This window comes from Leisingera thetidis (genome assembly GCF_025857195.1).
Lineage (GTDB): Bacteria > Pseudomonadota > Alphaproteobacteria > Rhodobacterales > Rhodobacteraceae > Leisingera > Leisingera thetidis.
Genome location: NZ_CP109793.1, coordinates 45,204 through 62,118 on the forward strand (window position 1 = coordinate 45,204; position 16,915 = coordinate 62,118).

The 16,915-nt window shown below is 63.5% G+C and carries 13 protein-coding genes and 3 pseudogenes; 10 read left to right on the plus strand and 6 right to left on the minus strand.

Translation table 11 applies throughout. The features are described from left to right. Nucleotides 1–216 precede the first annotated feature (216 nt). From OKQ63_RS25545 to OKQ63_RS25575, 6 genes and pseudogenes are all read right to left on the minus strand, one after another. A pseudogene (locus tag OKQ63_RS25545) lies at nucleotides 217–925 on the minus strand (IS6 family transposase). Between the two features lie 227 nt (nucleotides 926–1,152). Then, nucleotides 1,153–1,640: pseudogene (locus tag OKQ63_RS25550) on the minus strand (transposase); the annotation flags it as partial. Nucleotides 1,641–1,787: 147 nt separating this feature from the next. Then, nucleotides 1,788–2,492 carry a maleate cis-trans isomerase family protein gene (locus OKQ63_RS25560; protein ID WP_264214762.1) on the minus strand — a complete coding sequence of 235 codons (705 nt, stop codon included), beginning with the start codon at nucleotides 2,490–2,492 and terminating at the stop codon, nucleotides 1,788–1,790. 54 nt (nucleotides 2,493–2,546) lie between these two features. Continuing rightward, nucleotides 2,547–3,464 carry a fumarylacetoacetate hydrolase family protein gene (locus OKQ63_RS25565; RefSeq protein WP_264214756.1) on the minus strand — a complete coding sequence of 306 codons (918 nt, stop codon included), beginning with the start codon at nucleotides 3,462–3,464 and terminating at the stop codon, nucleotides 2,547–2,549. Between the two features lie 20 nt (nucleotides 3,465–3,484). Continuing rightward, entirely contained in the window at nucleotides 3,485–4,603 is a 1,119-nt protein-coding gene (locus OKQ63_RS25570) for a cupin domain-containing protein (protein WP_264214757.1), read from the minus strand. Continuing rightward, nucleotides 4,600–5,664, minus strand: a complete 1,065-nt coding sequence (locus tag OKQ63_RS25575; protein WP_264214339.1) for a carbon-nitrogen hydrolase family protein — start codon at nucleotides 5,662–5,664, stop codon at nucleotides 4,600–4,602. The genes OKQ63_RS25570 and OKQ63_RS25575 overlap by 4 nt, the downstream gene beginning before the upstream one ends. A gap of 90 nt (nucleotides 5,665–5,754) precedes the next feature. Here OKQ63_RS25575 and OKQ63_RS25580 point away from each other — a divergent pair, with 90 nt between their 5' ends. The 10 genes and pseudogenes from OKQ63_RS25580 (at nucleotide 5,755) to OKQ63_RS25625 (ending at nucleotide 16,864) form a co-directional block, all read left to right on the plus strand. After that, entirely contained in the window at nucleotides 5,755–6,690 is a 936-nt protein-coding gene (locus OKQ63_RS25580; RefSeq protein WP_264214758.1) for a LysR substrate-binding domain-containing protein, read from the plus strand. 119 nt (nucleotides 6,691–6,809) lie between these two features. Beyond that, complete coding sequence (locus tag OKQ63_RS25585) at nucleotides 6,810–7,841, plus strand: TRAP transporter substrate-binding protein (protein ID WP_264214342.1); 1,032 nt, start codon at nucleotides 6,810–6,812, stop codon at nucleotides 7,839–7,841. A gap of 49 nt (nucleotides 7,842–7,890) precedes the next feature. Then, entirely contained in the window at nucleotides 7,891–8,487 is a 597-nt protein-coding gene (locus OKQ63_RS25590) for a TRAP transporter small permease (protein WP_264214759.1), read from the plus strand. Nucleotides 8,488–9,016: 529 nt separating this feature from the next. Next, entirely contained in the window at nucleotides 9,017–10,309 is a 1,293-nt protein-coding gene (locus OKQ63_RS25595; protein ID WP_264214760.1) for a TRAP transporter large permease, read from the plus strand. A gap of 22 nt (nucleotides 10,310–10,331) precedes the next feature. Then, nucleotides 10,332–11,564 (plus strand): dienelactone hydrolase family protein, encoded by a 1,233-nt coding sequence (locus OKQ63_RS25600; protein ID WP_264214696.1) that lies wholly within the window; start codon nucleotides 10,332–10,334, stop codon nucleotides 11,562–11,564. Then, entirely contained in the window at nucleotides 11,557–12,312 is a 756-nt protein-coding gene (locus tag OKQ63_RS25605; protein WP_264214697.1) for an SDR family NAD(P)-dependent oxidoreductase, read from the plus strand. The genes OKQ63_RS25600 and OKQ63_RS25605 overlap by 8 nt, the downstream gene beginning before the upstream one ends. A gap of 15 nt (nucleotides 12,313–12,327) precedes the next feature. Next, nucleotides 12,328–12,597: an alpha/beta fold hydrolase gene (locus OKQ63_RS25610; RefSeq protein WP_264214698.1), complete on the plus strand. Its 270-nt coding sequence runs from the start codon at nucleotides 12,328–12,330 to the stop codon at nucleotides 12,595–12,597. Then, a complete protein-coding gene (locus OKQ63_RS25615; RefSeq protein WP_264214699.1) occupies nucleotides 12,546–13,010 on the plus strand; it encodes an alpha/beta fold hydrolase in 465 nt (154 codons plus the stop codon). Before OKQ63_RS25610 ends, OKQ63_RS25615 begins: the two co-directional genes overlap by 52 nt. A 190-nt stretch (nucleotides 13,011–13,200) precedes the next feature. After that, nucleotides 13,201–14,872, plus strand: a pseudogene (locus OKQ63_RS25620) (sulfatase-like hydrolase/transferase). Between the two features lie 219 nt (nucleotides 14,873–15,091). Then, a complete protein-coding gene (locus OKQ63_RS25625) occupies nucleotides 15,092–16,864 on the plus strand; it encodes a SulP family inorganic anion transporter (protein ID WP_264214700.1) in 1,773 nt (590 codons plus the stop codon). The last annotated feature ends 51 nt before the right edge of the window (nucleotides 16,865–16,915 follow it).

Here is a 16,915-nt window from a genome sequence, read left to right on the forward strand (position 1 = left end):
GAAAGGCGAGACCTCGGCGTGTCAGGCGCTTATTGCGGCAGCATAGCCGTTCCAGAGGTCGAAAGCATCGGCCCTGGCGTGGCGGTACGAGACAGCGGAAAGTTGATAGCGGCGGGGACGAAAGACGGTGTTGATCTGGTCGTGGGCTGCTAGAAACCTCTGAGCGGCACTGTAAAGTTAACCGGCCTTGCCCGAAACTGGGGCTGGCTGCGATGTTCACGCGGCTCGGAGATTAGCGATATCGCGCCACACATCCATGGCGGCGGTGCGGAGCTCGCGAAATTCTGCGGATGTCATCTCGTGGCGGGGCAGGTGAAACAGGTTTGCAATCGGATCGTGGATGGAGACGAAGCGCTGCATTTGCCGAGGCGACTTGAAGCGTTTCATAATGCGTTTACGCTTTCGGATAGGCTGGTGGGAGTTTTCGGCCCGGTTGTTCAGACCCTTGTGCGAGCGATGTTCAACCCCCCGGCATGATCGCACGCCTTGCCGCTGGGTATGCGCGAAGCTTGTCGGTGATCACAACACGCGGCGGATGGCCTTGCCGGGTTAACAGCTTGCGCATCAGGCGAAGAGCAGCCCGCCGGTCGCGACGGGCTTGGACCAGGACATCCAGCACAAACCCTTCCTGATCAACGGCCCGCCAAAGCCAATGCTTGCGTCCCCCGATCGAGACGACAACTTCGTCCAGATGCCACTTGTCGCCGAGCTTGCCAGCCGACCGGCGGCGGATTGTTTTTGCGAATTCCCTTCCGAACTTTTCGGCCCAGGCCCGCACTGTCTGATGCGATACGATGATGCCGCGCTCGGCAAGAAGATCTTCAACCATCCGAAGGCTCAGCGGAAACCGGAAATACAGCCAGACAGCGTAAGCAATCACTTTGGGCGGGAAACGGTGGCGGCGATAGAGACGGGCGTTGGTCATGCCGCCATGTCGCATTTTACGCGGGCAGCCGCTTTAACTTTACGGTGCCGGCGCCGGGCATGGCAGGAGGTAATCCCGTTCTTTGCCTTCGATCCGGCGATCCGGAAAATCATTTACACCACGGATGAGATCGACAAGACATTTCTGCCGGATTCCTCTAATCTTCGGCAGTGCGGTCGACCTCGGGGCGAAGCGTGGCGTGTCGGCTGGAAGCGTCACCGGGCGGCCTATTCAGTCCCTGCCGGTTTGAGGCGGCCGCACACCCGCCCTGTTTTGGAGGGTGTGGCCGCCAGGCCGCCACGACGTGCTCGTAGCTTTTCTCCGCTTGCTCAGCGATCTTGGCTTCCTGGTGGCGCAACTCCTTCACATTGTAGGCATAGGTTGCACCACGCCGATTGCCCTTCTTCTGCGGCTGACCGGCCGCCAGTTCCATGGCAAGGCACTTGTGGGCGACCAGGCTGGGTCGGGCCCAGCGATAGTCCTCGCCTTTCGTCAGCATATACCAGCACAGCGTGGCGAGCTTGCGCGCCACGGCAACGGCGGCGATCTGATGTCCGCGCCGCGACCGGATGCGGATGAAATAGGCCCGCAGCGGACCCGGCGCTTTCGCCGCGGCCCAGGCCGCCTCGACCAGCATGGCGCGGGCATGGCTGCGTCCGGCCTTGCTGATCCGGCCATGGTAGGCAGGCCCGAGGCCGGACTGGCGCACCCACGGGAAGTTAATGTGAGATTGCCACCAGAGTCCAAGTCGCCTTCGCCCGGATCGTCCTCAAGCTCGGTCAGCCGATAAACAACTGACCGCTTTTTTTGCAGTGAAATGGCGCGCAGTCACAGCTGCGCGCTCCCCTGTGCTCTCAGGTGTTCAGGCAAATTTTCCTGACAGCAGCGTTCCGGCATCCGGCACGCGGGCTTCGAGGCCGAGCGCCTTGAGCATCTGGTGCGTGGTCGCGACCGCGGCCGAGAGCACCGGGATGCCGCATTCGTCCTCGACTTTCTGGATCGCCGCCAGCGAGGGCATCTGAACGCAGGCCGAGAGCACCAGCGCGTCGATGTTCTTGAGGTTCACGCGCTTGTAGATATCCAGCAGGTTCAGCGGATCCTGCGCGGCCACTTCCAGATTGTCGGGGATCTCCAGCGCCACGTAATCGCTGACCTCGACGCCCTCGGCCTCGATGTAATCGGCAACCATCTGGGTCAGCGGTTTCATGTAGGGCGCGACGATGGAGATGCGTTTCGCACCCATCAGGTGCAGCCCGTCGACCAGCGCGCCGGCCGAGGAAACCACCGGGGCCGGATGGCCGTTTTCCACCGTGACCTCATGCAGGCGCTTCTGGCTTTCGCGGTGGTAGCCCTTGCCCATCGACATGATCGCCACCAGGCAGGCGTAGCCCATCACATCGACATCGGCATCGCTGAGTTCCAGCGCGCAACGGTCGCTGTCGCGGTCCATCGCGGCCAGTTCCTCGGGGGTGACCTTCTTCATCCGCATCCGGCTGGAATGGAACGAGAAGCGTTCCGGCAGGATGGTTTCGCGGGCGCGCAGCATCGCGGGGATCTCGCGCTCCATCGTCAGGTTCGACGATGGAACGATCTGCCCGATCTTGTAGGAATTCGCCACGGCTCAGTCCCCGATCTTGATGACGGGATTGCGCAGAACGCCAATTCCGTCGACACCGCATTCGATCACGTCGCCGGGCCACATCCATTCCTGTGGGTCCCGGCCGGCGCCGACGCCGGCCGGGGTTCCGGTGGCGATGATGTCTCCGGGCTCCAGGGTGATGCCCGAGGAAATGTCGGCGATCAGCGTCGGGATGTCGAACAGCAGGTGCTTGGTGTTGGAGCGCTGCTTCTCTTCGCCGTTCTTCTTCAGCCAAAGAGTGAGGTCATGCGGATCGGCCACCTCGTCGGCGGTGACGATTGCCGGGCCCATCGGGCAATAGCTGTCCTGGCCCTTGGAGAAGATCCACTGGCCGGCGCGGCGGTTGTCGCGGGCCGAGATGTCGTTGATCACCGTGTAGCCGAAGACATGGCTCATCGCGTCGTCCTTGGCGATCCTCGTGGCGCGCTTGCCGATGATCACACCCAGTTCGACCTCCCAGTCGAGCATCTGGGTCATGGCGGCATTGTGCTGGATCGGTTCGCCGTCGGCGATCACCGAGGTCGGCGGCTTGGAGAACACCACCGGCTTGTCCGGCAGATCGGCCGAGGTATCCAGCGATTTCGCCGATTCCGCTACATGTTCGACATAGTTCAGGCCGATGCCAAAGATGTTCTTGCGCGGCCGCGGAATCGGCGCCAGCAGGCGGGCGTTTTCCTGCGCCAGCGAGATGCCGGCCGGGCGGCTGCCGTCGGTTTCGGCGATTGCCCGTGCCAGGGCGGCAAGGGCGTCCGGCCCTTGGTCGATCAGGTCCAGCATGGTGGCGGGGAAATCCTCGCCGACGACGGTTCCGAGAGCTTCGACGTCAATGATCAGCCCGTCGTGGATGGCGCCGAGACGGCCTTCGCTCGCCGCGGAGCTGCGATAAGTAACAAGTTTCATGAGTGTCTTTCCAGATTTGCTTAGCTTTCGACGATCTGATGACCGTCGTTGTCTTCGAGCGCCTGCTCGGCATAGAAGCCCAGTTTGCGCATGGTCGGCAGGTCGTGGAACGAGAACAGGCAGGCGTCCTCGCCGGCTTGCGTGTTGCAATGCTCGTGCCACATCCAGGGCGGCACGCAGAAGATATCTTTTTCCTTCCAGTCGAACCGCTTGCCGTTGATCACCGAATAGCCTTCGCCCTTGGCCACCTGATAGATCACGTTGCCGGTGTGGCGGTGCGCCTTGGTGTGTTCAGAGGGGCGCAGCAGCTGCATGTTGGCGCCCATGGTCAGCATCGGATCGGCGCCGGTCTTGGGGTTGATATAGCGCATGATCACGCCGTCATAGGGCGAGCCGTCGGTGACCTTGGCGTAGCTCTGCAATGCCTCGTAGGTCTGGTCCCAGCGGAACTTGAGCAGCGGCGAATAGGGTTTGTCCCAGCGGTCCAGCTCGGGCATCAGCGCCGGGTGGCCATAGGTTGCCGGGCTGTCGTCCAGTGGCAGGCTGGTGGTCTGGTAGTCGTTCTCGTGGACGGTATAGAAATTGGCCTCGAGCGCGTTGGTCAGCGGGATGTCGAGACCGTCCTGCCACAGGCAGGTCGAGCCGTCTTCCTCGATGCCGTGCTCGTGCCAAGTCCCGTTCGGCGTCAGCACGAAGTCGCGCGCCCCGAGGCTCATCTTGTGGCCGTCGACAATCGTGTAGGCGCCGGTTCCCTCCATGATGAAGCGCAGCGCGGAGGCCGCGTGCTTATGCGCGCCGGCCCGCTCGCCGGCCTTCATGGTCTGGATGCCCGAGAACAGCCAGCCGCAGGCGGCGCTGACGTCGCGGCGCTTGGGGTTGCGCAGGTAGACCACCCGGCGGCCCGCATCCTCGGGGCGGACCAGGTCGATGGCGCGCAGCACCTGCGGCCGGATCTCATCCCATTTCCAAAGCACCGGTGCCGAAGCCGGGGTCGGCTCCCAGGGTTCGATGTCGTTGGCCACGGTCCAGAGCGCGCCGGTGTCGATCTTGGCCAGATCCTCGTAGAAGGCTTCCAGCTCCGGGTTGTCCTTGACCCGGGCGCGGCCCATCTGGTTGTCTCGTTCGTCAACAGTGGTCATGTCGTCCTCCAGGCTTTATCAGATCCGTTTGAAGTGTCGGCCGCCTGCGCGCCGGTCTCCGGCTCCGGTGCGTTGGCCGATGGACGCGGGGCAGCGGAAAGCGTCAGCGGCGCTTGCGGCGCATTGTTGAGATGCAGCGCGAAGACATCGAAGCGGTTGTAATGGCCGGTGATGTCATGCATCTGCTTGGGCTGGATGCAGCGCGCCAGGTCGATCTCGCCATAGACGATGCCTTCGGCGTCGATCAGCCCTTCGGTCACCTCCCGGCCGTCCGGGCCAATGATCCCCGAATAGGCGCCGGATTTGCGCTCCAGAAGGGTGCGCGCATCGGGGCGGATTTCCTCCATCGCAGTGATGATCTCCTCGGATACCGTCGAGGTGGAGATCACGGTGAACACCTTGCCCTCGAAACTGTGCGACATGCCACGCAGTTTGATCGCATCGGCCATGTCGTAATCGGGCGGCGCCACCGGCAGCGCGATGTAGCTGGCGGCATGCACCAGCTCGCCCTGCGCCAGCAGCGAGAACCGCGCCAGCGTATTGGTGTTCTCGCCGCAGGCCAGCCCGCCCAGCGGCCCGATCGCGGTGTCATGGACACGCAGGCTCGATCCGTCGCCGCCGGTCCAGGTCAGCTTTTCCGCCCAGGTCGGCACCAGCTTGCGGTGCTTGCCGAGGATCGTCCCGTCAGGGCCGATGAACACCAACGTGTTGTACAGCGTGCCCAGGGACACCGGGCTGCGTTCGTTCACCCCGATCACCACATGCACGCCGTGGCTCGCCGCGGCCTTGCAGACGATGTCGATTTCCGGCCCCGGCAGGAACACCGAGGCGCGCACCAGCTTCTCGAACCAGGCGCTGCCGGTCACCGGATCGGTGATCCAGCTCCAATAGGGGTAGCCGGGGATGTAGACCTCGGGGAACACCACGAGCTGCGCCCCGTTGCCTGCTGCCTCGGCAATCAGCCCGGCAGCCTTTTGCGCCGTTGCGAAGGCATCCAGAAACACCGGTGAAGACTGCACCGCCGCAGCGGTGAATGTGCCGAGAAAGGTATCGGGGTTCATTGGATCACCATGAATAATTCAGTTCCTTTACCTGTGTCCCAAATCTGGACTATTAGTTCTAGGAACTATTTCTTGGCTTGGTATAATGTAATGGATATACGAAAATCCGCCTCCTGGACCCGCAGGCTGAAGCTGCGCCATCTCGAAATCTTCTCTAGCCTCGTGGTTGCGGGCAACCAGTCGGCAGCGGCCGACAAGCTGAACATGACCCAGCCGGCCCTGTCCAAATGGCTGCGCGAGCTGGAGCAGGACATTGGCGCGCAGCTCTTTGTGCGTGGCAAGACGCTGCGCCTCACCTCCTTGGGCGCCGAATTCCTGTTGTTTGCCGAACATGTGCTGGGCGAGGCGGAAAATGTCTCGGAAGTGCTGCAGGACATGCGCGCCGGGCGGGCCGGGCGGGTGCGGATCGGCGTGCTGCATGCGGTGGTGTCGGATTTGGTGCCGACGGCAATCCTGAAATTCCGCGAGAGCGCGCCCAAGGTGCGGATCACCGTGGTCGAGAATACCCTTGTACCCCTGCTTGATGCGCTGTTGCGGCGCGAGCTGGACGTGATCATCGGCCGTATTCAAGGAGCGGTACTGGAAGGGGTTAATGCCGAGGTTCTCTATGACGAGCAGGTGGTGGCCGTGGTGCGGGCCAGCCACCCGCTTCGCTTGTCGGCGCGGCCGAGCTGGGCGGCCGCCGGCAAGTTTCCCTGGCTGGTGGCGCCGCCGGGCACGCCGATGCGCACCCGGATGGAATCCGAGTTCGTCAATGCCGGGGTGCCGTTTCCCGACGAACTGCTGGAATCGCGATCGGTGATCGTGAACGAGACCCTGCTGCGCAATGCCGACATGATCACCCTGATGTCAAAAAACGTCGCGCGCTACTACACCCAGCATGGCGTGCTGACCGAGCTGGGCCTGCCGATGACCGGCGGGCTGGGCCCGATGGGGATGTATCTGGCCGATGAGAAACCGCGCCCCGCGGTGGGACGCTTTGCCGAGATCGTCCGCGAAATCGCCCAGCAATACGCGTCAAAATAATACCAAAAAGAATATACCTCTCCAAGATTTTGTTTCTTTCCTTCATAGACCGTGCTGCGCAAGAGTTAAGGTGCAAAACGCAGAATGTGGCGTCACCATTCTCTTGGGGAGGATAACGGATGAAGAAGATCTTTGGGAAAACCGCGCTCGCCGGTTCCCTGGCGGTGGGCCTGCTCGCCGGAACCGCCCGGGCGGAAACCGAATTGCTGTTCAGCACCTTTTTCCCGCCGCAGCATGTTCTGGTGAAGGATGTGCTGGTGCCCTGGGCGGAAAAGGTCGCCGAGGCGACCGATGGCGAGGTCACCGTGACCTTCGCGGCCTCCAGCCTGGCGCCGCCGCCCAAGCAGCTCGACATGGTGCAGGACGGGATCGCCGATGTGACCGTGCAATTCGCCGGTGTCGTTCCGAACCGCCTGACAACCCTTCTGGTCGGCGCGGTTCCCGGTCCGACCGGCACCAGCGAGGCGATGTCGCGGGCGCTCTGGCGCACCCATGAGGCGCATTTCGACGTTGCCGAAGAGTTCGACCGCCTGCAACTCCTGTCGCTCTTCGCCCTGCCGCCGCAGATGATGTTCGGCACCACCGGCGCGCCGATCTCTTCTGTCGAGGAGATGAAATCCGCGCGCATCGCGACGACCCCCGGCACCGCGGCCAAAGCGTTTGGCGCGGTCAGTTCCGGCATCGTCGCCGGTCCTGCCTTCCGCTACTTCGAGCTAGTCAGCAAGGGTATGGTCGATGCCTTTGTGGCGGTGACACCGATCGACGTAATCGGTTTCAACCTTGCCCCCTATACCAAGACCGCCACCGATATGGGCAGCCTGGGCACCGCAGGCACGTTTTCGCTGGTGATGAACGAGCGCAAGTGGCGCCGGCTTTCCGAAGAAGACCGCGACGCGATCATGTCGGTCTCCGGTGAATATTTTGCCGGGCTGCTTGGCGCAGTCGATGCCAGGAATTCCGAGGTCATCGAGCAGCTGAAGGCCGATGGCGTGCGTTTCGTGACGCTGTCCGAAGAGATGGAAGCGGACCTGCGCGATGCCTTTGCCCCGATCTCCGAGGACTGGATTGCCAGCGTCACGGCCAAGGGTGTCGACGGTGCGGCGGCGCTTGACTTCTACCGCGACACGCTGTCCCAGCTGGCGGCCGAGTAAGCCGATGGACGCGTCCCCGCAGCCCGCCCGAACAGACCGGAACCTGACCATGATCCTGGTATGGATTTCGGGGATCGCCCTGTTCCTGATGATGGTGGTCACCGTCACCGACGTGGCCGGACGGTACTTTTCCGGGCGGTCGCTCACCGGGTCGAACGAGATGATCCGCATGGCACTTGCGGTAAGCGTGTCGAGCGCCCTGCCGGCAGTGACGAAGTCCGGCGCCCATATCACGCTTGAACTGCTGGTCGGCCAGGAAGGGCATCCGCTCGAACGGCTGCGGCGCATCCTTGTCAATGTGATCGGAGCCGCCGCCTATGCCTTCCTGACCTGGTTTCTATGGCAGGCGGCGATGGAAGCCCACGAATTCTCGGAAGTTATCGGATATCTCGAACTGCCGCGCGCGCCGATGATCCTCTTCGGACCGCGACGCGATCATATTGTCGGTCTCAGTGAATGTTACGCCGGGCTGCTTGGCGCAGTCGATCCGGGGAGTTACCGAGTCATCAGAGCGGCTGAAGGTACGATGGCGTGCGTTTCTGACGCTGTCGAAGGATGGAAGCGGACCTGCGCGTGCGCTTTGCTGATCTCCGAGGACTGGTTGCCAGCGTCACGTACAGGGTGTCGACGGTGCGGCGGCGCTTGACTTCTACCGCGACACGCTGTCCAGCTGGCGGCCGAGTAAGCCGATGGACGCGTCCCTGCCGCCGACGGACCGGACCGGACCATGATCGTGGTGCCGTAGTTTCAGAGGATCGCCTGTTCCTGATGATGGTGGTCACCGTCACCGACGTGGCCGGACGGTACTTCCGGGCGGTCGCTCGCGGGTCGAACGAGATGATCCACGGCGCGCGGTAGCGTGTCCGAGCGCCCTGTGGCGGTGACGGTGGCCCATATCGCGCGAACTGCTGGTCGGCGGAAGGGCATCCACTCGAACGGCGGCGGCATCCTTGTCAATGTGATCAGGCCGCCGCCTATGCCCCTGGCCTGGTTTCTATGGCGGGCGGCGATGGAAGCCACGATTCTCGGGTTATCGGATATCTCGAACTGCCGCGCGCCCCGATGATCCTCTTCATGACATTCATGACAGCTGTCTGCGACGGCGTGATGCTGGAACAAGCCTGGCAGAGCATCACCGGCGGTACCGCGAAAGACGAAGCAGAGGAACCGCAAGCATGACTGTTGCCCTGATCGGATTTGCCGTTCTGTTCGTCCTGTGTTTTCTGGGCGTGCCGCTGGCCGTCGGCCTGTTGACCGTTGGCACCGTCGGTTTCGGCTACTTTCGCGGATTTGGCGCCGCTGGTTCGGTGGTGGGACAGCAGATCACCGATGCCTTTTCGTCCTACGGGTTCTCGGTCATCCCGTTGTTCGTCCTGATGGGCGCCTTCATCCACCGCGCCGGGCTGGCCGACGATCTGTTCAACGGCGCGCGGGCCTGGCTGGGCCATATCCGCGGCGGCATGGCGCAGACCACCATCGGTGCCAGCGCCGCCTTTGCCGCGGTCTGCGGCAGTTCCATCGCCACCGCGGCCACCATGTCGCGGGTCTCGCTGCCGCAGATGAAACGCTACGACTACAACGACGGTTTCGCCTGCGGCGCGGTGGCGGCGGGCGGCACGCTGGGCATTCTGATTCCGCCGTCAGTGCCGCTGGTGATTTTCGGCATCCTGACCGAGACCGACATCACCGGCCTGTTCATGGCGGCGCTGGTTCCCGGGGTGCTTCTGGCGCTGCTCTACATGTGCGCCGCCTGGCTTGTCGTGCTGTTCCGTCCGGAGCTGGGCCGTCCCGCGGCCCCGGTGAGCTGGCGCGAGCGGCTGACCGCCTCACGCCGCACCGCCATCGTCGGCACCCTGTTCGTGGTGGTGCTGGGCGGCATGTACCTGGGAGTTTTCACCCCGACCGAGGCGGCCGGTGTCGGTGCCGCGGGGGCATTCCTCATCATGGCCCTGCGCCGCGCCGCCTCGCGCACCGCGGTCCGCGAAGCCCTGACCGAATCCGTCCTCACCACCGCTGCGTTGCTGATGGTGGTCGGCTCGGCGCTGGTCTTCAACACCTTCCTGACGATCTCCGGCCTGACGGCCGAACTGGTCACGCTGATCAATTCGGTGAACGTGTCTCCGCTGGGCGTCATCACGGTGATCTGCGTGATCTACCTCTTGCTGGGCTGCGTGTTCGACAGCCTTGCGGCGATGATCCTGACGGTGCCGGTCTTTACGCCGATTGCCGTGAGCCTGGGATATGACCCGCTGTGGTTCGGGGTTGTCGTGGTCATCGTGGTTGAGCTGGGCCTGATCACGCCGCCGCTCGGGATGAATGTTTTCATCGTCAAGAACCTGGCCCCGGATGTTCCGGTCTGGCGGATTTTCGCCGGGGTCTCACCCTTTGTTCTGGCAAATATCGTCGGACTGACCCTGGTGGTGCTGTTGCCCGCCATGGCCCTCTGGCTGCCGGAATTACTGAACTGAACCAATAGCAGGAGAACTCAGCATGGCTGGAGAATGGATCGACATTCAGGCGGCGGATGGTGGCACTTTCGGAGCCTATCTGGCACGGCCGGAAAAGGGCAGCGGCCCCGGGCTGGTGCTGCTTCAGGAAATTTTCGGCGTCACCGAGGATATCCGCGCCATTGCCGACATGTATGCCGAAGAAGGCTATGTCGTGGCGGCCCCCGATGTGTTCTGGCGCGCGGAACCGCGGCTGGAATTGAGCCACGGCGGCGAGGACATGAAGCGGGCCATGGCACTGGGCCAGGGGCTCGATGATGCCCAGGCGGTGGCAGATATCGCGGATGTGGTGGCGGCGCTGAAAGCGCTGGATTGCTGCAAGGGCGGTATCGGGATCATGGGGCAATGCATGGGCGTCCGGCTGGCCGTTGGTGCCGCCGTGGCCGGGCATGTGGATTGTGCAGTCGCCTATTACCCGGTCGGGCTGAATCGCGTCCTGAAGGACGGCGACGACATTCCGGTGCCGGCGGTGTTCCATATCGGCGCCGAAGACCCGTTCATGGGGCAGGATGAAGTCAAGGCTCTGGCGGAGCGTTTTGCCGGCAACCACCAGATCGAGATCTATTCCTATCCCGAAGCCGGTCATGCGTTCGCCAACCCCGGGCGCGACACCTTCATCAAGGCGCCCGCCGACATGGCCTATAGCCGCTCGCTCGCCGTCCTGCGCAAGGTGATCGGCCCCTGGTATGACCTGAACGCGCTGTGGGAGGCGCATCGCGCCTGCGAGTTCGAAACCCGCGATGCCGACGAGACCATGAAGACCATGGTGGCGGAGCCCTATGTCAACCATATTCCCACACTGACCGGCGGCACCGGGCAAAAGCTGCTGCGCCGGTTCTACGCCAACCATTTCATTCCCAAGAACCCGGCGGACATCAAGGGCATCCCGATTTCCCGCACCGTTGGGGCCGACCGGGTGGTCAACGAGGTGATCCTCTGCTTCACCCACGACACGATGATGGACTGGATGCTGCCGGGCGTCGAACCGACCGGCAAATACGTTGAGATCCCCTTTGTCAGCGTGATCCATTTCCGCGGCGACAAGCTCTATAACGAACATATCTACTGGGACCAGGCCAGCGTCCTGGTGCAGCTGGGCCTGCTAAACCCGGAGGGGCTGCCGATCACCGGCGTGGCCACGGCCAAGAAGGTCTTTGATCCCGGCCTGCCGTCGAACGAACTGATGCCGAACTGGCCGGAGAGCACAGATGAATAGCGCGGGCGGCATAGCGATCCGCGATGCGGTGGTTCTGGTGACCGGCGCGGGCGGCGGTATCGGCCGGGCCCTGGTCGCGGTCCTGCTGGAGCGCGGCGCCGCCGAGGTGGTCGCCTGCGACCGCCAGGCACCGGGTTTCGACGATCCCCGTGTCACGCCGCTTGCGCTTGATATCACCGATGAGGCGGCGGTAGCGGAAGCCGCCCGGCGCCATGCCGGCCGGGTCACGATCCTGATCAATAATGCCGGGGTGAATGCCAATTCTCGGTTGTTCTCGGACAGGCTTCTGGCCGAAGCGCACAGCGAGATCGCGGTCAACTACCTTGGCACGCTGGCAATGATGCAGCATTTCGCGCCGGCCATGGTGGCACGGGGCGGCGGGCAGATCGCCAATGTGGTCAGCTTTGTCGGGCTGGTCTGCGGCCCCGGCATGGCGGGCTATTCCGCGAGCAAGGCCGCGGCCCATATGGCTACGGTCGCGGCGCGCGCCGAATTGGCCCCCCTGGGCGTCGGCGTGCTGGGCATCTATCCGCAGCTCGTCGACACCGGCATGAGTCGGCATCTCGCGCTTCCCAAGCTCACCACCGAGGCGCTTGCGGCGATGATCGTCGAGGCCGTCGAGGCCGGGCAGGACGACCTGTTCCCCGGCCCGGCAACCGAGGCTTTTGCAACCCTGCGCCAGGACCCGGAAGGCTTTCAGGCAATGCTGATCGACCGGCTTGGCCCGGCACGGCCGCAATTCAAGTAACGCAAGGACAGAACAATGACATTCGAGACTCAAGTTGTGCGCGCCAACGGCAACGATTTTTCCTGCTGGCTCGAGGGCGAAGGTGACAAGGACGTCGTTTTCATCCACGGCGAGATCCACGGCAAGGCCTACTGGGAGCCGCAGATCCGCGAATTCATGAAGGATCACCGCTGCCTCTGGCCTATGACCGGCGCGGGCATCACGGCAGCGACAGCGCCGCTTTCGGGTTCTCGGTGGAAAACCAGACCCGCGATCTGCGCGCGCTGCTGGATCACTTCGGCATGAAGCGGCCCAAGATCGTCGCGCTGGCCTTCGGCACCACCATCTCCGCCAATTTTGCCAACCAGAACCCCGAGCGCGCCGAGTCGATGATCATCGGCGCCTGGGGCGAGCTGCATGACGCGCTGTCCTATCTCGAACGCTGGGAAGTGGCCGGCCGGCGGGCCGCCGAGGCGGTGGACCAGGGCGGAAAACAGGCGCTGGTCGAGCTGCTGCGCAAGGAAGGCGGCAAGTCGATGTTCATGGTGATCCCGCCGGAGGGCGACCCGCTGCGCGAGCCAGTCATCGACCTGATGGCCAGCCACAAGGCCGAGCACTACCGCAATGGCATGCTCGAAGTCGCCTCGTCGGTGCCGGATCTGGTCTCCCGGTTCGAGAAGCTCGATATCCCCGGTGCTGGGCATCTGCGGCGAGGATGATCCGTTCAAGGATGAACCCGAGGTCCTTGCGGCGATGAAATCCTTCCGCGAAGGCGCCATGATCCCGGGGGGGCGGGCGGTTTGCTCATTGGCAGCAGCCCGGCGCCTTCAACGAGGTTGCCCGCCAGTTCTGGGCAACCGCCGAACCGGCCTCTGCCCGCGGCAATCTTTCGTGAACAAGGTGAATCCGATGCCCAACACAGTGAAAAACATACTGTTCATCATGTTCGATCAGTTGCGCTGGGATTACCTCGGCTGCACCGGGCATCCAACTTTGAAAACCCCGCATCTCGACCGGCTGGCCTCGAAAGGGATGCGGTTCACCAACGCCTATGTGCAATCGCCGATCTGCGGCTCGTCGCGGATGAGTTTCTACACCGGACGCTATGTTCAGAGCCACGGCGCGCAGCGCAATAATTTCCCCCTGAAGGTGGGGGAAGTAACGCTCGGCGATCACCTCCGGGCGGCGGGAATGGATGCCTTCCTGATCGGCAAGACCCATATGGAGGCAGACGCCGAAGGGCTGGAACGGCTGGGGATCCCGCCGGATTCGGTGATCGGCGCGCGGTTGTCGGAATGCGGTTTCGACGTTGTCCTGCGCGATGACGGATTGTGGACGGAGGGGCCGGACGGTCCCTACGACACGCGCGTCTCGCCTTTACAATACCTACCTGCGCAGCAAGGGATACCCGGCAGAAAACGGCTGGTCGGAAAACGCCAATGCGGTCGCGCTGGAAAATGGCGAGGTCACCTCCGGCTGGTTCATGAAATACATCAACCGGCCGGCCAACGTGGCAGAACCCGACAGTGAGACGCCCTGGCTGACCGGGCAGGCGATCGACTTCCTCGATCAGCCGGGGCGCGATGACCGCCCTTGGCTGTGCCATCTGAGCTATATCAAGCCGCATTGGCCCTATGTCGTCCCCGCGCCCTACAACGAGATGTTCGGGCCGGAGGATGTGGTGCCGCCGGTCCGCAGCGAGGACGAGAAGAACGATCCGCATCCGGTCTTTGCGGCCTATATGGAGACGCTGGTGGCGCGCTCCTTCTCCAGGCAGGAGGTCCGCGAAAAGGCGATCCCGTCCTATATGGCATTGATCAAGCAGGCCGATGACCAGATGGGGCGCCTGTTCACCTATCTCGAAGAGGTCGGCCGGATGGAAAACACGATGATCGTGGTCACATCCGACCACGGCGATTATCTTGGCGATCACTGGCTGGGCGAAAAGAACTTCTTCCACGATTGTTCGGTCAAGATCCCGCTGATCATCTATGATCCGCGCCCGGAGGCCGATGCCACCCGCGGCCAGAGCTGCGACGCGCTGGTCGAAGCCATCGACCTGACAGCGACCTTCATCGAATGCGCAGGCAAGGAGGTGCCGGACCATATCGTCGAGGGGCGGTCGTTGTGCCCGCTGCTGCATGGCGAGGCGCCCGGGGACTGGCGCGAGGTGGTGATCAGCGAAATGGATTACTCCACCACGCAAATGGCGAAATCGCTTTCGATGCCGCATAAGGATGCGCGTCTGTTCATGGTCTTCGACGGAAGGTGGAAGCTGGTTCATGCCGAAGGCGGTCTGCCGCCGCTGCTGTTCGATCTGCATGACGACCCCGATGAACTCAAGGATCTGGGCCGCGATCCCGCCTACGAGAGCGAAAGGCGGCGGATGTACGACCATCTGCACGCCTGGTCGCGGCGGCTGTCGCAGCGCACCGCAATCTCGGATGCGAAACTGGACGCGATGCAGGGCAAATACCCGCGCCAGGGCGTTCTGCTGGGGCTCTATGACGGCTCGGAGGTGCAGGAGGAAAATCTCTGCAAGGTTCCGGCGGTGCCGGCGCGCCAAGACACGCTGGACTAGCGGCCTCCGACCGGCGCTGTCGAATGCCGCGCTTGACCGCCTGGGGGCCGGTCTGTGCCCCCGGTACGGCCGGCCCGCCGCCACCGCGGCACTAGCGCGCGAGATGCCGGGTTGCAGACCCGAGGCCAGCTGATCCTGCAGCACGGGCTGCAACCGAACTGGAAGCGATAGAACATGAATAAGGTGAGGTCAGGCGCATCGTCGCTCTCACAGGCGGCCATGGCGGTTGTTCCGCCATGGCTCGGCGGTGTTTCCCGCGAGGCGCTGCGCAGCGACGTTCTGGCGGGGCTGACCGGTGCGACGATCGTCCTGCCGCAGGCCGTCGCCTTTGCCGCCATCGCGGGGCTGCCTCCGGAATACGGTTTCTTCACCGCCATGGTGATGCCGGTGGTCGCGGCCTTTGCCGGATCGAGCTGGCATGCGGTCTCCGGGCCGACAACGGCCATCTCGGCGCTGGTCTTCGGCGCGCTGGCGGGCAGTCTTGAACCCTTTTCGGCCGAATTCATCCAGGTGGCGATCGCTTTGTCGCTGATGGTCGGCATTATTCAGCTGCTGCTCGGCTTTGCCAAGCTGGGGGCGCTCGTCGATTTCGTCTCGCATTCAGTCATGACTGGTTTCGTGGCTGGGGCCGCCATCCTGATCGCGCTCAGCCAGCTGCAGTATATCCTCGCGATTGATCTGCCGCGGCCGAGCCATCTGCCGCTCTTCCTCGAGATGCTGCTGGAGCGGGCATCCGGTGTCAGCTGGCCGGCCGTTGTGGTGAGCATCGTCACGCTGGCTGCCGGGATCGGTGTCAAACGCTGGCGGCCCGGCTTGCCGAACTATCTTCTTGCCCTCGCGGCCGGGTCCGTTGTGGGTTGGGTGTTCTCGCGGAGCGGAGCAGAGATTGCCAGTATCGGGGTCATCAATGCCGCGGCCCCCCGTCCGATGCTGCCGCCGGCCGGGGCGGATCTGTTGCGGACCTACGGGTCCGCCGCCTTTGCGATTGCCCTCGTCGGACTGCTCGAGGCGCTGGCGGTGAGCCGCGCGATCGCGACGCGCTCCGGCCAGCCGATTGACGGCAATCGTGAAATCGTCGGCCAGGGCGCGTCGAATTTCATCGGCAGCTTCTTCCAGTGCTATCCCGGTTCCGCTTCGTTCACGCGGTCCGGGGTGAATTACGAGGACGGCGCCAGGACGCCGCTTTCGGCCATCTTCGCGGCGGGCTTCCTGTTTCTGATCCTCCAATTCGTGGCGCCCTGGTCGGTCTACGTGCCGGTGTCCGCGATGGCAGGTGTCATTCTGCTGGTGGCCTGGCGCCTTATCGACTTTAAGGAAATCCGGCATATCGCGACGACCTCCGCGAGCGAAAGCGCAATTGCGCTCAGCACGTTCCTGGCGACACTCTTCATCGACCTCGAATTCTCGGTCTATGTCGGCGTCTTTCTGTCCTTCCTGTTCTTTGTGCGCTCATCCTCGCGGCCGACCTTCGGCATTGGCGCGCCAGATCCGAATACCGCGACACGCATGTTCAGGAATGCCGAGGAAAACGGGCTGAAGGAATGCCCGCAGCTGGTCGTCATGCGCCTGGACGGGCCGCTGTTCTTCGGCTCGGTGGAATTCGTGCGCCGCAAGTTCCGCTCTGTCGAGCGGGAGCGCCCGGACCAGAAGCACATGCTGTTTGCAATGAAAGGGGTCGGCGAGGTCGACATGCCCGGATCGGACCTGCTGATCGAGGAGGCCGGACGGCGCCACCGGCGCGGCGGCTCGTTTCACATCATGACCCGGACGCCGAAGACGATCACCAAGCTGGCCCGCTTCAAGGTCATGCGCGCCTTGACGAAGAAACACATTCATCTGAGCAAGGGCGATGCGGTTTCGGAGATCGTGCCATTGCTCGATCCGGACATCTGCCGCACTTGCACCGCGCGGATCTTCCGGGAATGCGCCGCTCAGCCGGGCCATTCCGGCGCGAATGGATCACCGTATCAAACTGCGGGAGAAAACACCTAGGGCCGGTGCGCGCTAAGGCGCTGCCCGGCGCTACAGGCAGCTATGGCTGAA

Excerpts from the sequence above, each read along its gene's own strand:
- OKQ63_RS25570 (WP_264214757.1), bottom strand. The coding sequence starts at position 4,603 with ATGACCACTGTTGACGAACGAGACAACCAGATGGGCCGCGCCCGGGTC.
- OKQ63_RS25605 (WP_264214697.1), top strand. The coding sequence starts at position 11,557 with ATGAATAGCGCGGGCGGCATAGCGATCCGCGATGCGGTGGTTCTGGTG.
- OKQ63_RS25560 (WP_264214762.1), bottom strand. The coding sequence starts at position 2,492 with ATGGAGCGCGAGATCCCCGCGATGCTGCGCGCCCGCGAAACCATCCTG.
- OKQ63_RS25585 (WP_264214342.1), top strand. The coding sequence starts at position 6,810 with ATGAAGAAGATCTTTGGGAAAACCGCGCTCGCCGGTTCCCTGGCGGTG.
- OKQ63_RS25590 (WP_264214759.1), top strand. The coding sequence starts at position 7,891 with ATGATCCTGGTATGGATTTCGGGGATCGCCCTGTTCCTGATGATGGTG.
- OKQ63_RS25600 (WP_264214696.1), top strand. The coding sequence starts at position 10,332 with ATGGCTGGAGAATGGATCGACATTCAGGCGGCGGATGGTGGCACTTTC.
- OKQ63_RS25565 (WP_264214756.1), bottom strand. The coding sequence starts at position 3,464 with ATGAAACTTGTTACTTATCGCAGCTCCGCGGCGAGCGAAGGCCGTCTC.
- OKQ63_RS25580 (WP_264214758.1), top strand. The coding sequence starts at position 5,755 with ATGGATATACGAAAATCCGCCTCCTGGACCCGCAGGCTGAAGCTGCGC.
- OKQ63_RS25575 (WP_264214339.1), bottom strand. The coding sequence starts at position 5,664 with ATGAACCCCGATACCTTTCTCGGCACATTCACCGCTGCGGCGGTGCAG.
- OKQ63_RS25610 (WP_264214698.1), top strand. The coding sequence starts at position 12,328 with ATGACATTCGAGACTCAAGTTGTGCGCGCCAACGGCAACGATTTTTCC.
- OKQ63_RS25595 (WP_264214760.1), top strand. The coding sequence starts at position 9,017 with ATGACTGTTGCCCTGATCGGATTTGCCGTTCTGTTCGTCCTGTGTTTT.
- OKQ63_RS25625 (WP_264214700.1), top strand. The coding sequence starts at position 15,092 with ATGGCGGTTGTTCCGCCATGGCTCGGCGGTGTTTCCCGCGAGGCGCTG.